Origin of the sequence: Mycobacterium sp. GA-2829 (genome assembly GCF_001499965.1) — a bacterium.
In the GTDB taxonomy this organism is placed as follows: Bacteria; Actinomycetota; Actinomycetes; order Mycobacteriales; family Mycobacteriaceae; genus Mycobacterium.
This window is the reverse complement of sequence record NZ_LQIT01000045.1, coordinates 162424-175582: the sequence shown is the minus strand read 5'-3', so window position 1 is coordinate 175582 and position 13159 is coordinate 162424. Positions and strand designations below refer to the sequence as shown.

The 13159-nt window shown below is 70.7% G+C and carries 11 protein-coding genes; all 11 read left to right on the top strand.

The features are described from left to right. Window positions 1-68 precede the first annotated feature (68 nt). Window positions 69-1409: an ammonium transporter gene (locus tag AU194_RS23990; protein WP_059091750.1), complete on the top strand. Its 1341-nt coding sequence runs from the start codon at window positions 69-71 to the stop codon at window positions 1407-1409. A gap of 33 nt (window positions 1410-1442) precedes the next feature. Beyond that, complete coding sequence (locus AU194_RS23985; protein ID WP_059091749.1) at window positions 1443-1781, top strand: P-II family nitrogen regulator; 339 nt, start codon at window positions 1443-1445, stop codon at window positions 1779-1781. Between the two features lie 67 nt (window positions 1782-1848). After that, a complete protein-coding gene (locus AU194_RS23980) occupies window positions 1849-4350 on the top strand; it encodes a [protein-PII] uridylyltransferase (protein WP_059091748.1) in 2502 nt (833 codons plus the stop codon). Between the two features lie 64 nt (window positions 4351-4414). Then, entirely contained in the window at window positions 4415-5977 is a 1563-nt protein-coding gene (ffh, locus tag AU194_RS23975; protein WP_059091796.1) for a signal recognition particle protein, read from the top strand. After that, window positions 5977-7056 (top strand): amidohydrolase family protein, encoded by a 1080-nt coding sequence (locus AU194_RS23970; RefSeq protein ID WP_059091747.1) that lies wholly within the window; start codon window positions 5977-5979, stop codon window positions 7054-7056. The genes ffh and AU194_RS23970 overlap by 1 nt, the downstream gene beginning before the upstream one ends. 110 nt (window positions 7057-7166) lie before the next feature. Continuing rightward, a complete protein-coding gene (locus AU194_RS23965; protein WP_059091746.1) occupies window positions 7167-7994 on the top strand; it encodes an alpha/beta fold hydrolase in 828 nt (275 codons plus the stop codon). Continuing rightward, on the top strand, window positions 7991-9628 hold the full coding sequence (gene mdcA, locus AU194_RS23960) for a malonate decarboxylase subunit alpha (protein WP_059091745.1): 1638 nt from the start codon (window positions 7991-7993) through the stop codon (window positions 9626-9628). The genes AU194_RS23965 and mdcA overlap by 4 nt, the downstream gene beginning before the upstream one ends. Before the next feature lie 4 nt (window positions 9629-9632). Next, window positions 9633-10472 carry a triphosphoribosyl-dephospho-CoA synthase MdcB gene (gene mdcB / locus AU194_RS23955; RefSeq protein WP_059091744.1) on the top strand — a complete coding sequence of 280 codons (840 nt, stop codon included), beginning with the start codon at window positions 9633-9635 and terminating at the stop codon, window positions 10470-10472. Further along, the gene (gene mdcC, locus AU194_RS23950) at window positions 10469-10783 is read left to right on the top strand and encodes a malonate decarboxylase acyl carrier protein (RefSeq protein WP_231743562.1); all 315 of its coding nucleotides are present in this window, start codon (window positions 10469-10471) and stop codon (window positions 10781-10783) included. The genes mdcB and mdcC overlap by 4 nt, the downstream gene beginning before the upstream one ends. After that, window positions 10780-12471: a biotin-independent malonate decarboxylase subunit beta gene (gene mdcD / locus AU194_RS23945; protein ID WP_059091743.1), complete on the top strand. Its 1692-nt coding sequence runs from the start codon at window positions 10780-10782 to the stop codon at window positions 12469-12471. The genes mdcC and mdcD overlap by 4 nt, the downstream gene beginning before the upstream one ends. Beyond that, a complete protein-coding gene (locus tag AU194_RS23940) occupies window positions 12468-13157 on the top strand; it encodes a malonate decarboxylase holo-ACP synthase (RefSeq protein ID WP_059091794.1) in 690 nt (229 codons plus the stop codon). The genes mdcD and AU194_RS23940 overlap by 4 nt, the downstream gene beginning before the upstream one ends. The last annotated feature ends 2 nt before the right edge of the window (window positions 13158-13159 follow it).

The window sequence follows — 13159 nt, the reverse complement described above, 5'->3', positions numbered from 1 at the left end:
AACGCGGGCAAAAGAGTCTTTGCGGGAGGCCGATCCGTCGGCGCATTTCCCAAGGAGGTTCACACAAAGTGGTCTTAGCCTTACCGGACGAAGCGTTCGCCGCCTTCAACAGCGGCGACACCGCCTGGGTGCTCGCCAGTGCCGCATTGGTGCTGTTGATGACGCCCGCCCTCGCGTTCTTCTACGGCGGTCTGTCCCGTCAGAAGTCCGTGCTCAACATGATGATGATGTCCTTCGGGGCGCTGGGCGTCGTGAGCGTGATCTACGTGCTCTGGGGTTACTCGATGTCGTTCGCGTCGGCCCACACCGGCGACAGCGACATCCTGGGCATCTTCGACAACCCCTTCTCACTGTTCGGGTTGAGCCCGCTGCTGGAGGCGCGTGAGATCGGCGGCGAAGAGCTCTACCCAATCGGCGGATTCGGTTCGGTGCCCGCGATCGTGTGGGTGGCCTTCCAGCTGACCTTCGCCGTCATCACCGTCGCGCTGATCAGCGGCGCGGTTGCCGAGCGGATGAAGTTCGGCACGTGGCTGGTGTTCGGCGGTATCTGGGTGACGCTGGTGTACTTCCCTCTGGCCCATATGGTTTGGGGCGGCGGTCTGCTCTCGGGTGCCGAGAACGGCTTCGCGTCGTGGATCTTCGGCTACAACGCCGACGAAGGTGCGGCCAACGTCCCGCCGATCGACTTCGCGGGCGGCACCGTCGTGCACATCAACGCCGGTATGGCCGCGCTCGTACTCGCGCTGCTGATCGGTAAGCGCGCCGGATTCGGCCGGACCCCCTACCGTCCGCACAACATTCCGTTCGTCATGCTCGGCGCCGCGCTGCTGTGGTTCGGCTGGTTCGGGTTCAACGTGGGCTCCGAGGGTGCCGCGGATGCGCTCGCCGGTCTGGTCTGGGTGAACACCACCGCCGCCACCGCCGCCGCGATGCTCGGCTGGCTCGCGGTCGAACGGCTGCGGGACGGCCACGCCACCAGTGTCGGCGCCGCCTCGGGCATCGTGGCCGGCCTGGTCGCGATCACCCCGGCCTGCGGTTCGCTCTCGCCGATCGGTTCGCTCATCCTCGGCGCCATCGCCGGTGTGCTCTCGGCGCTGGCCATCGGCCTGAAGTACAAGTTCGGCTACGACGATTCGCTCGACGTGGTCGGCGTGCACCTGGTCGCGGGCCTGTGGGGCACCGTCGGCATCGGCTTCCTGGCGACCGAGACCGGCCTGTTCTACGGCGGCGGGATCCAGCAGCTGGTGGTGCAGATCGTCATCGCTCTGGTAGCAGTGGTCTTTACTGGCGTGATGACAGCCATCATCGCCTTCATCGTCAAGCCGCTGGGCTGGCGTGTGACAAAGGAAGACGAGGACACCGGCATCGATGAGACCGAGCATGCGGAAACGGCTTATGAACTCGTCTGATCGGCAACAATTTTCTGGGAAGGGACCGACGAAATGAAGCTGATCACTGCGATCGTCAAGCCGTTCACGCTCGAAGACGTCAAGACCGGGCTCGAGCAGACGGGCATCCTCGGGATGACCGTCAGCGAGGTCCAGGGCTACGGACGCCAGAAGGGCCACACCGAGGTCTACCGCGGCGCCGAGTACTCCGTGGATTTCGTGCCGAAGGTACGGGTGGAGGTGATCGTCGACGACTCGGCGGTCGACAAGGTCGTCGACGTCATCGTGCAGGCGGCCCGCACCGGCAAGATCGGCGACGGCAAGGTCTGGGTGAGCCCGGTCGAGACCGTGGTGCGCGTGCGCACCGGCGAGCGGGGGGCTGACGCCCTCTGATCTACGAGGGGGTCGTCTCCCGGGTCAACACGTCAGCGTCCACTGGTCCGGGGGAGGACTTCCGAAGATGACAGAGCACCGACCAGATCCCGCCGCCGGCGCGCCCCGCTGGAGCGCGCCGGCGGCGGCATCGTCGCGGCCGGCCACCGATCTGGTCAAGGCCACCCAGCAGCTGCTCGACGGCGGATCGCGTCCGCTGGACACCGCCGCGCTGCGGGACGCACTGCTGGATCTGCACGAATTCTGGCTCACCACAAAGGCGAACGAGATCGGCATCACCGAGACCAGTGGCTTCGCGATCGTCGCCACCGGTGGACTCGGGCGCGGTGAACTGTTGCCGTACTCCGATCTCGATCTGATGCTGTTGCACGACAACATGCCTGCCGACGTGGTCAGCCAGGTCGCCGAACTGTTGTGGTATCCGTTGTGGGACGCCAACATTCGGCTCGACCACAGTGTGCGCACCGTGCCCGAGGCGCTGAAGGTCGCCGGTGAGGACGTCTCCGCGGGGCTGGCGATGCTGGAGGTGCGCCACATCGCCGGGGACGCGGATCTGTCGAATCTGCTCGTCGGCGGTGCCCGCAGGCAGTGGCGTACGGGGATCGCGCCGCGGTTCGGCGACCTCGTCGAGCACACCAGGGCGCGGTGGCAGCGCAGCGGCGAGATCGCCCACCGCGCCGAACCGGACCTGAAATCCGGCCGCGGCGGGCTGCGCGACGTCCAGCTGCTCAACGCTCTTGCCATCGCCCAGCTGGCCGACGTCTACCCCAGCCATGCGCTCGCGTCCCCGACGGGCACCCTCGGCGGGGCGCACCTGGCACTGCTCAACGTGCGCACCGAACTGCACCGCGTCTCGGGCCGCGGCCGCGATCTGCTGCTGGCGCAGTATGCCGACGAGATCGGCGCCGCGCTGCGCATCGGTGACCGTTTCGATCTGGCGCGCATGCTCTCCGACGCGGCGCGCACCATCAGCTATTACGTCGACGCCGGAGTGCGCACCGCCGCGAACGCGTTGCCGCGGCGCGGTTTCGCCGCGCTGCGGCGGCCGGTGCGCCGCCCCCTGGACGAGGGTGTCGTCGAATACGCGGGCGAGGTCATCCTCGCCCGCGACGCGCGGCCCGAACGCGACCCCGGCCTGATCCTGCGGGTCGCCGCGGCGTCGGCGACCACGGGTCTGCCGATGGCGGTCTCGACGCTCAGCCGGCTCGCCGAGACCGCCCCCGAACTGCGCACCCCGTGGCCGCGGGAGGCGCTCAAGGATCTGCTCGTGATGCTCGGCGTCGGCCCGGCGGTGGTGAGCACGATCGAGGCGTTGGACCGCACCGGGTTGTGGGGGCGGCTGTTCCCCGAATGGGGTGCGGTGCGCGACCTGCCGCCGCGCGACGTCGTGCACATCTGGACCGTAGACCGGCACTCTGTCGAAACCGTCTCGCGCGCAGCGGCTTTCACCACTCGCGTCTCCCGCCCGGATCTGCTGGTGCTCGGCGCGCTCTGCCACGACATCGGCAAGGGCCGGGGCGGGGACCACAGTGTCATCGGCGCCGAACTCGCTGACCAGATCGGCAGCCGGCTGGGGATGTGGCCGTCGGACATCGGCCTGCTGTCGAAGATGGTGCGCTACCACCTGCTCCTCCCCGAGACCGCGACCCGCCGCGATCTCCAAGACCCCAAGACCATCGACGGCGTGGTGCAGAAACTGGGCGGCGACCCGGTGCTGCTGGAACTGCTCCACGCGCTGGCCGAGGCGGATTCGCTGGCCACCGGGCCCGGGGTGTGGGGCGACTGGAAGGCCTCGCTGATCGGCGATCTGGTGCGCCGCTGCCGGCTGGTGATGGCGGGCGAACCGCTGCCCACCCCCGATCCGATCGAGACCCGGCACCTCGAGATGGCCGCCCAGGTGGGGGTGCACGTCGAACTCACCCCCGGCGACGGCCCGCACATCCACCGGGTGACGATGATCGCCCCCGACCGGCGGGGCCTGCTGTCCCGGGCCGCGGGGGTGCTCGCGCTGAACTCGCTGCGCGTGCACTCCGCCTCGGTCAACAGCCACGAGGGCTCGGCGATCAACACCTTCGTGGTGTCCCCGCACTTCGGGGCACCGCCCGCCGCGGGGCTGCTGCGCCAGCAGTTCATCCTCGCCCTCGACGGCGAACTCGACGTCCTGACCGCGCTGGAGCGCCGCGAGCGCGAGGCCGCCCAGTACGGCACCGCACGCGCCGGGGAGATTCTCGCCGCGGTACCCGCCAACCACGTCCCCGCGCCGCCGCGGGTGCTGTGGTCGACAGGCGCCGCCGACGGAGAGTTCGTGGTGCAGATCCGTACCGTCGACCGCGCCGGCCTGCTGGCCCGGCTGACCGCGGTGTTCGAGCGCGACGGGGTGGACATCGCGTGGGCGAAGGTCACCACGCTGGGCTCGTCGGTGGTCGACGTGTTCGGGATCTCGGTACCCGCACTGGCCGGCGGCGGCGACGCCGACCGCCAGGAGATCCGCGCCGAACTCGAACGTGACCTGTACGCGGTGCTGCCGACCCCGCCACCGCCGCCCAAGCCTGCCGAACAGGCCAGCTGAGCCCCGGCCGGGCGGTCCGCGCCGCCCGACGGGGGAGTCGAGCCAGACCGTTAAGGTGGACACCGTGTTCGAATCCTTGTCCGACCGGTTGACCGGTGCCCTGCAGGGGCTGCGCAACAAAGGCCGGTTGACCGACGCCGACATCGACGCGACCGCCCGGGAGATCCGGTTGGCGCTGCTGGAGGCCGACGTCTCGCTGCCGGTGGTGCGCGCGTTCGTCGCCCGCATCAAGGAACGCGCCAAGGGCGCGGAGGTGTCGGCCGCGCTCAACCCGGCCCAGCAGGTCGTCAAGATCGTCAACGAGGAGCTCATCGGCATCCTCGGCGGGGAAACCCGCCCACTGGCGTTCGCCAAGACCCCGCCGACGGTCATCATGCTCGCCGGCCTGCAGGGTTCCGGTAAGACGACGCTGGCGGGCAAGCTCGCCCGATGGCTCAAGGGCAAGGGCCACACCCCGCTGCTCGTGGCCTGTGACCTGCAGCGCCCCGGTGCGGTGAACCAGCTCCAGATCGTCGGCGAACGCGCCGGGGTGTCGGTGTTCGCACCGCATCCGGGCACGGCGCCCGGCGCGCCCGAGGTCAAGGGCACCGCCGACCCGGTCGCGGTCGCCGCGGCGGGCCTCGCCGAGGCCAGGGCCAAACTGTTCGACGTCGTCATCGTCGACACCGCGGGCCGGCTCGGCATCGACGAGGAGCTGATGGCCCAGGCCGCCGCCATCCGCACCGCCGTCGACCCCGACGAGGTGCTGTTCGTCCTCGACGCGATGATCGGTCAGGACGCGGTCACCACCGCCGAGGCGTTCCGCGAGGGCGTCGGGTTCACCGGTGTCGTGCTGACCAAGCTCGACGGCGACGCCCGCGGTGGCGCCGCGCTGTCGGTGCGCGAGGTCACCGGCGTGCCGATCCTGTTCGCGTCGGCCGGTGAGAAGCTCGAGGACTTCGACGTCTTCCACCCCGACCGGATGGCCAGCCGGATCCTGGGCATGGGCGATGTGCTCACCCTGATCGAACAGGCCGAACAGCACTTCGACGCCGCGCAGGCCGAGGCCACCGCGGCCAAGATCGGCAGCGGTGAATTGACCCTCGAGGACTTCCTCGAGCAGATGCTGGCGATCCGCAAGATGGGGCCGATCGGCAACCTGCTGGGCATGCTGCCCGGCGCCGGCCAGATGAAGGATGCGCTGGCCGCCGTCGACGACAGCCAGCTCGACCGGGTGCAGGCGATCATCCGCGGTATGACGCCGCAGGAACGCGCCGATCCGAAGATCATCAACGCCTCGCGGCGGCTGCGCATCGCCAACGGCTCCGGCGTCACGGTGGCCGAGGTCAACCAGCTCGTCGACCGGTTCTTCGAGGCCCGCAAGATGATGTCCCAGATGGCAGGCCAGATGGGAATGCCGTTCGGGCGCAAGAACACTCGTAAGGCCGCCAAGGGCAAGAACAAGCAAAAAGGCAAGAAAGGCCGGGGCCCGACGCCGCCGAAGAACCGCAACCCGCTGGGCGCCGGTTTCCCGGGCGGGATGCCCGCGGGCTTCCCCGACCTTTCGAACATGCCCAAGGGCCTCGACGAGCTGCCCCCGGGCCTGGCCGACATCGATCTGAGCAAGCTGAAGTTCCCCAAGAACTGATGTCCGCCCTGCACGTGCGGGGCCGCGGGCTACCCGACGAGGAACAGGTCGAGTGGTGGATCGTCAACGGTCTGCTGCATGCCGAACCCGTCGCGGGCGCGGAGACGGTGTGGGACGGCGGCTGGATCCTGCCGGGTCTGGTCGACGCGCACTGTCACGTCGGTATCGGCCCGGTGCCCGGCGGGACGGTCGGCATCGAGGAGGCCGCCGCGCAGGCCGAGACCGAACGCGACGTCGGCGCGCTGCTGCTGCGCGACTGCGGGTCGCCCACCGACACCCGCAGCCTCGACGACCGCGAGGACCTGCCCCGCATCATCCGGGCCGGGCGCCACGTGGCCAGACCCAAGCGCTACATCGCCGGGTACGCCGTCGACGTCGAGGACGAGTCGCAGCTGCCCGCCATCGTCGCCGAACAGGCCCGCCGCGGTGACGGCTGGGTGAAGCTGGTCGGCGACTGGATCGACCGGTCGGTCGGCGATCTCGCCCCGCTGTGGGACGACGCGATCCTCGCGCGAGCCATCGCGGCCGCGCACGCCGAGGGGGCCCGGGTCACCGCGCACGTCTTCGGCGAGGACGCGCTGCCCGGCCTGATCGGCGCGGGAATCGACTGCATCGAACACGGCACCGGGCTGACCGACGACACGATCGCGCAGATGGTCGACCACGGCACCGCGCTGGTGCCGACCCTGATCAACATCGAGAACTTCCCCGGCATCGCCGACCAGGCGGCCAAGTACCCGAGCTACGCCGCCCACATGCGCGACCTCTACCAGCGCAGCTATGCGCGGGTGGCGGCCGCACGGGAGGCCGGGGTGCCGATCTACGCCGGCACCGACGCGGGCGGCTCGATCGCCCACGGCCGCATCGGCGACGAGATCGACGCACTGCGCGGCATCGGGATGAGCGCCACCGAGGCGCTCGGCGCGGCGTGCTGGTCGGCCCGCAAGTGGCTCGGCAGGCCCGCTCTGGAGGACGGCGCGCCCGCCGATCTGGTCTGTTACGCCGACGACCCCCGGGGCGGTTCGGCCGTCGTCCACGAGCCGGCCCTGGTCATCCTGCGGGGCCGGGTCTATCCCTAGTACCGGTTAACCGGTATACCGGTTTCTCGTCATCGGCAATGACTTCACCGGGCCGGTGCAGCAATGTCATTCCCGTGATCGCGCCCAGGCGATTCCCAGGGAGGCCCCACATGTACGCGACGTTCAAACCGCTTCTGGCCGCGCTCAGCGTGATGGCGGGAGCCGCGCTCATCGCCACCATCACCCTGTTCGGCGACGGCGCCACCTCCGAGGCCCAACCCGCGGGGGAACGGCCCACCGTCGTCCTCGTGCACGGAGCATGGGCAGACACGTCCAGCTGGGACGGCGAGGTGAAAGCGCTTCGGGCCCAGGGCTATCCGGTTCGGGCGATTTCAAACCCGTTGCGCGGGCTGACGGCAGACGCCGCCGAGGTGGCCGCCTTCCTGCGGACCGTCGACGGACCTGTGGTGCTGGTCGGTCACTCCTACGGCGGTGCGGTCATCACCGAGGCGGCCGCGGACAGCCCGAACGTACGCGCGCTGGTCTACGTCGATGCCGCCGCGCCGGATGTGGGGGAGACCAACGGTTCGCTGTCCGGGGACGATTCGGTGCTCAACCGACTGCCGGAGGACCAGTTGTTCGACAAGGTGCCCGCCCCCGGCGGGGCGACCGACCTCTACCTGCGCCAGGACGTCTTCGTCCGCGACTTCGCCAACGACCTCCCCGCCGATCAGGCCACCGAGTTGTGGGCGACGCAGCGGACCGCCGCCACCGCAGCCTTCGACACCCCGGCCACCAAGGCGGCGTGGCGCACCATCCCCTCCTGGTACTTCATCAGCAGCGGCGACCGGATCATCACCCCGAAGGCCGAACACGCCATGGCGCAGCGGGCCGGCAGCCATGTCACCGAATATCCCGGCGGCTCGCACCTGACTCTGATCAGCCACCCCGACGCGGTGACCGCGGTCATCGACTCTGCACTCAACGCCGTCGCATGACCACCTGGGACCGACGCCGACAGGCCAAACACCGCAGGCTCGAGGCCGCCGCCGAGTTCCGCACCGGCAAGGTGATCGACCCGGCGCAGTTGACCGAGGTGCTGCACGCGGTGATCCACCCGGGGGACCGGGTGGCGTTGGAGGGCGACAACCAGAAGCAGGCGGACTTCCTGTCCCGCGCCCTCGCCGGCTGCGATCCCGCCCGCATCAACGATCTGCACATGCTGATCTCCTCGGTGTCGCGCCCCGAACACCTCGACCTGTTCGAACGCGGGCTGGCGAGCCGCCTCGACCTGGCGTATGCGGGACCCCAGAGTGTGCGGATCGCGCAGCTGGTGGAGGACGGGACCGTGCGGATCGGGGCGATCCACACCTACGTCGAGTTGTACGCGCGGATGTTCACCGACCTCACCCCCGACGTCGTGCTGTTGTGCGCCAACGCCGCCGACGCCGACGGCAACCTGTTCACCGGACCGAACACCGAGGACACGCCGACCATCGCCGAGGCGGCGGCCTTCCACGACGGGGTGGTGATCGTGCAGGCCGACCGGATCGTGGAGACCGGTGCCCTGCCGCGCGTCGACATCCCCGGCGACTGGGTCGACCTGGTGGTCGCCGCCGACCGGCCGTACGCGCTGGAACCGTTGTTCACCCGCGATCCGCGGCTGATCGGGCCCGTCGAGATCCTCAAGGCGATGATCGCGATCCGCGGCGTGTACGAACGCCACGAAGTCGTCTCGCTGAACCACGGCATCGGATTCGACACCGCCGCAATAGAACTCATCCTCCCCACGTACGGTGAACGGCTGGGGCTCAAGGGTCGGATCGCCCGGCACTGGACGCTGAACCCACACCCCACGCTGATCCCGGCGATCGAGTCCGGCTGGGTGGAGTCGGTGCACAGCTTCGGCGGTGAGGCCGGGATGGAGCGCTACACCGCCGCCCGCCCCGACGTGTTCTTCACCGGCCGTGACGGTTCCCTGCGCTCCAACCGGGTGCTGTGCCAGTTGGCCGGCCAGTACGCGGTGGACATGTTCATCGGGTCGTCGCTGCAGATCGACCGGGACGCCAATTCGTCCACCGTCACCGACGGCAGGCTGCCCGGGTTCGGCGGCGCCCCCAACATGGGGCACGATCCGCACGGTCGCAGACACGCCACACCGTCGTGGCTCAGCATGGTGCACGGCGAGGGGGCGGCGCTGCGGGGACGCAAACTGGTCGTCCAGATCGCGCAGACGTTCCGCAACGGCGGGATCCCGACGTTCGTCGAGACCCTCGACGCCGTCGACGTCGGGAGGCACGCCGGGATGCCGGTGTCGCCGGTGATGATCTACGGCGACGACGTCACGCACGTGGTGACCGAGGAAGGCGTCGCCTACCTGTACAAGGCGCCGACACTGGCCGACCGGCGCGACGCCCTGGCCGCGGTCGCCGGGGTCACCGAACTCGGCCGCGCCGCCGATGCCCGCCGCGTGGAACAGCTGCGCGCCGACGGACTGGTCGCCTATCCGGAGGACCTCGAGGTGAGCGCCCGCGACGCCGACCGGTCGCTGCTCGCCGCCCGCAGCATCTCCGATCTGGTGGCCTGGTCGGGCGGCCTCTACGACCCGCCCGCGCGGTTCCGGGACTGGTGATCCCATGACGGTTCTCGACATCGACACCGGACTGTCCGCTGCGCGGATCGCCGCCGCCGCGGTACGGGCCCTGCGCATCGAGGCGGTCCTGACCCCGAAACCCGGTCTGGTCGACCTGCGCGGCAGCGCCTCCCACCCGGACATGACGGTCCCGCTGTTGCTGGCGTCGGCCGATGCGTTGGCCCTACCGTTGCGGGACTGCGTCGTTGCGGCCAGTGAGCTGCCCGTGGGGCTCGACCTGCGGGCGCGGCTCGGGGCCGTCGGCCGGGCCGGCGAAGAACGCATGCTGGCCGTCACCGGCGGGGTCAACACCCACCGCGGCGCGCTGTGGGCCCTCGGACTGCTGGCGGCCGGGATAGCCGTCTGCGACACCGTCGCCGGTGGCGCCGCGTACGCCGGGCGACTGGCCGCGCTGCCCGACGTCGCCGCGCCCGACCGCCCGGTCTCGAATGGCCAACGGGCCCACCTGCGGTACGGCACCGGCGGCGCGCGTGCCGAGGCCGCGGCCGGCTTCCCGCACGTCGTGCGCATCGGCCTGCCGGAACTGGTGGCGAGCAGGCGCCGCGGCGACGATCCGCGCGATGCGGCGCTCAACGCGCTGCTGGCGATCATGTCGCGCCTCGACGACACCTGCGTCCTGCACCGCGGCGGTCCCTCCGCGCTCGATTTCGTCCACCGCAGTGCCGCACTGGTTCTCGCCGCCGGAGGCGCCGCCACCGCCGTCGGCCGACGGCGTCTCGAGCGGTTCTGCCGCGACGCCGAACTACAGGATCTGTCGATGGGCGGCAGCGCGGACCTGCTCGCCGCCACCCTCTTCTGCGACCTGCTGACGAACGGAGCATGACCGTGCAGACGTTGACGTACCGCTTCCCGGCCACCACCGCACCGAGCACCGCCGTGCACGTCGGTGTCGTCGCCTCCGGTGACCTCGAGGTGCTGCTCGACCATCGCGGCGCCGACGCAGGAGTTGCGGAGGTGCGGGTGCGCACCAGCGTCGACGGGTTCGACACCGTCTGGCACGACACGCTCGCCCGGTTCTTCGCCCACACCCCGCTCGGCGGACAGTGGGAACTCAACGACTTCGGCGCCACCCCCGCCGTGGTGACCCTGCGGCTTCGCCAGACCGCCGAGTCCGCGACGGAGGCGACGTCATGACCACCACCGCCGGTGACTGGCAGACGATCCTGCACCGCCGCAGCTTCCTCGAAGGCGATGCGTTCGGCCGGGCCACCGCCCTGCTCGACCCCGACAGTGCGCGGGTGTTGTGCGGACCGTTCGACCGCATCGAATCCCCGTGGCTCGCCGTACAGGGCATCGTTCCCCAATCCGACGACGGTGTGGTGATCGCCCGCGGCACGATCGGCGGCAACCCCGTCGTGGTCGCGTCGATCGAGCAGCGCTTCCAGGGCGGCGCCATCGGCGAGGTGTCGGGCGCGAAGATCACCCAGGCGCTGCGGCTGGCCGCCGAGGACTGCCGGGCCGGCACGCCGACGGCCGCGGTGCTGCTGTTGGAGACCGGCGGCGTCCGGTTGCAGGAGGCCAACCTCGGTCTCAACGCCGTCGCCGAGATCTGTTCGGCGATACTGGATCTGCGCCCGCTGGCCCCGGTCGTCGGTGTGGTGGCCGGTGAAGTGGGGTCCTACGGCGGGGTGAGCATCGCCGCGGGGCTGTGCACCACGCTGATCGTCACGCCGCAGGGCCGGATCGGGTTGAACGGGCCGGCGGTCATCGAACAGGAGGCCGGGGTCGAGGAGTTCGACGCCGGCGACCGTGCGCTGATCTGGCGGATCGACGGCGGTGAACAACGCTGCGCGACCGGACTCGCCGACGTGCTCGTGCCCGACGACGCCGACCGGTTGCGCGCCGCGGTCTCCGCCGCGCTGGCCGCGGGTCCGCTGCGCCGGGGCGAACACCGCAGCGAGCGTGTCGACGACTACGAAACCCGCGTGGCGGCAATCGATCCCGGGCATCCGCCGACACCCGAGGAGCTGCGCACCCTGTGGGGTGCGGCCCCGACGATGCGGCTGCCGCGGGGTGAGTCCTCCACCGCGCCCAGCCGCGGCCGCACGTGGCTGACCGCACTGGCCGCGACGGCACCGGAACCCGTGGTGGCCTCCGTGCTGCGCGCGGACACCACCGATCGCACCTACCTGGCCGTGGTGCCCGATCCGGACAGCCACTATCCCCGGGCGCGCCACGGCGAGGTCGGGCTCGTCGAATGCTGGGCACTGGCCGACGCGCTCGACGACGTGATCCGGGCGGATGCCGACGCGGCCGTCAAACGTGCAGTGGTCGCCGTGGTGGACCTGCCGAGTCAGGCCTACGGGCGACTCGAGGAGATGGCCGGGTTGCACCAGGCCATCGCGGTCACCGTCGACGCCTACCACCGCGCCCGCACCGCGGGCCATCCGATCGTCGCACTCGTGGTGGGGGCGGCGCTTTCCGGTGGATTCCTCGCCCACGGGCTGCAGGCACAACGGATTCTCGCCCTCGACGATCCGGGCGTCCGCATCCACGCCATGCACGAGTCGGCGGCAGCCCGGATCACGCTGCGGACCGTCGCGGAACTCGAGGAGCTCGCGAAGACGGTGCTGCCGTTGAGTTTCGACGTTCGCGACTGGGCCCGGCTCGGATTCTGCGACGGTCTGCTCCCCGTGACGGATGCGCAGGATCCGACCGCGGACGACGTCGAGGTAGTCCGCGGCGCGGTCGACGCGCAGATCCACGCCGCCCGCACCGGCCCGCGCGATCTGTCCACCCGGCTCGACTCCCCGGATGCCACCCGGGTCCGGACAGCGTCGCGACAGGTGCGAGAGGCGATGACGGCGCAGTGGCGGCGGTGACGACGTTCCGGGCGCACGATCTGCTGCGCATCGCCGTCGCACCGGAGCTCACCCGAGATGCCCCGGCGTGGGTGGCACCCGAGCTGGCGACTGCGCCGTGGGTGGTGGTGCGCCGGGCGCGGTGCGCGCCCGGCCAGACAAATCCGCGAGACGGAAGCCACGCAGGGCCTCACTCGCACAACTGCTGCGTAGCTTCAGCCTCGCGGGGCAGCAACGCGCCCGGACGGATCCCGGTCGGGGTCCGCGGGGCCGGTCGCGGGCAACGGTACGCCACCGAGATCGACGCCAGGTCGGTCCTCGAAACCCGCACACCGGCAGACCTTCTGGAGTCTGAGGTCAGGCTGCCCGACGTACCCGCCGCGTCGGCGCTCGACGCGGCGCGGAACCTGTTGGGGCCGACGGGTTTGTGGTGGGGGCCCGCCGGCAGCACCGGGTTCACCCTGGCCACCGGCGTCCGCGCCGTGACCGACACCAGCGACCTGGACCTGGTGGTGCGGGTGCACCGGCTGCCGCCGTACCAGATCCTGACCGCATGGCACCGCGCATTCGCTCGGTTCCCCGCTCGCGTCGACTGTCAGCTCGACCTACCCGCGGGCGCGGTGGCACTGGCCGACGTGGTGCAGGCCGAGCGGGTGTTGCTCCGCACCGTCGACGGACCGGTCCTCATCGATCGAAAGTCGTTGTGAAA

Excerpts from the sequence above, each read along its gene's own strand:
- AU194_RS23985 (WP_059091749.1), top strand. The coding sequence starts at position 1,443 with ATGAAGCTGATCACTGCGATCGTCAAGCCGTTCACGCTCGAAGACGTC.
- AU194_RS23980 (WP_059091748.1), top strand. The coding sequence starts at position 1,849 with ATGACAGAGCACCGACCAGATCCCGCCGCCGGCGCGCCCCGCTGGAGC.
- AU194_RS23970 (WP_059091747.1), top strand. The coding sequence starts at position 5,977 with ATGTCCGCCCTGCACGTGCGGGGCCGCGGGCTACCCGACGAGGAACAG.
- AU194_RS23965 (WP_059091746.1), top strand. The coding sequence starts at position 7,167 with ATGTACGCGACGTTCAAACCGCTTCTGGCCGCGCTCAGCGTGATGGCG.
- mdcA (WP_059091745.1), top strand. The coding sequence starts at position 7,991 with ATGACCACCTGGGACCGACGCCGACAGGCCAAACACCGCAGGCTCGAG.
- mdcB (WP_059091744.1), top strand. The coding sequence starts at position 9,633 with ATGACGGTTCTCGACATCGACACCGGACTGTCCGCTGCGCGGATCGCC.
- mdcC (WP_231743562.1), top strand. The coding sequence starts at position 10,469 with ATGACCGTGCAGACGTTGACGTACCGCTTCCCGGCCACCACCGCACCG.
- mdcD (WP_059091743.1), top strand. The coding sequence starts at position 10,780 with ATGACCACCACCGCCGGTGACTGGCAGACGATCCTGCACCGCCGCAGC.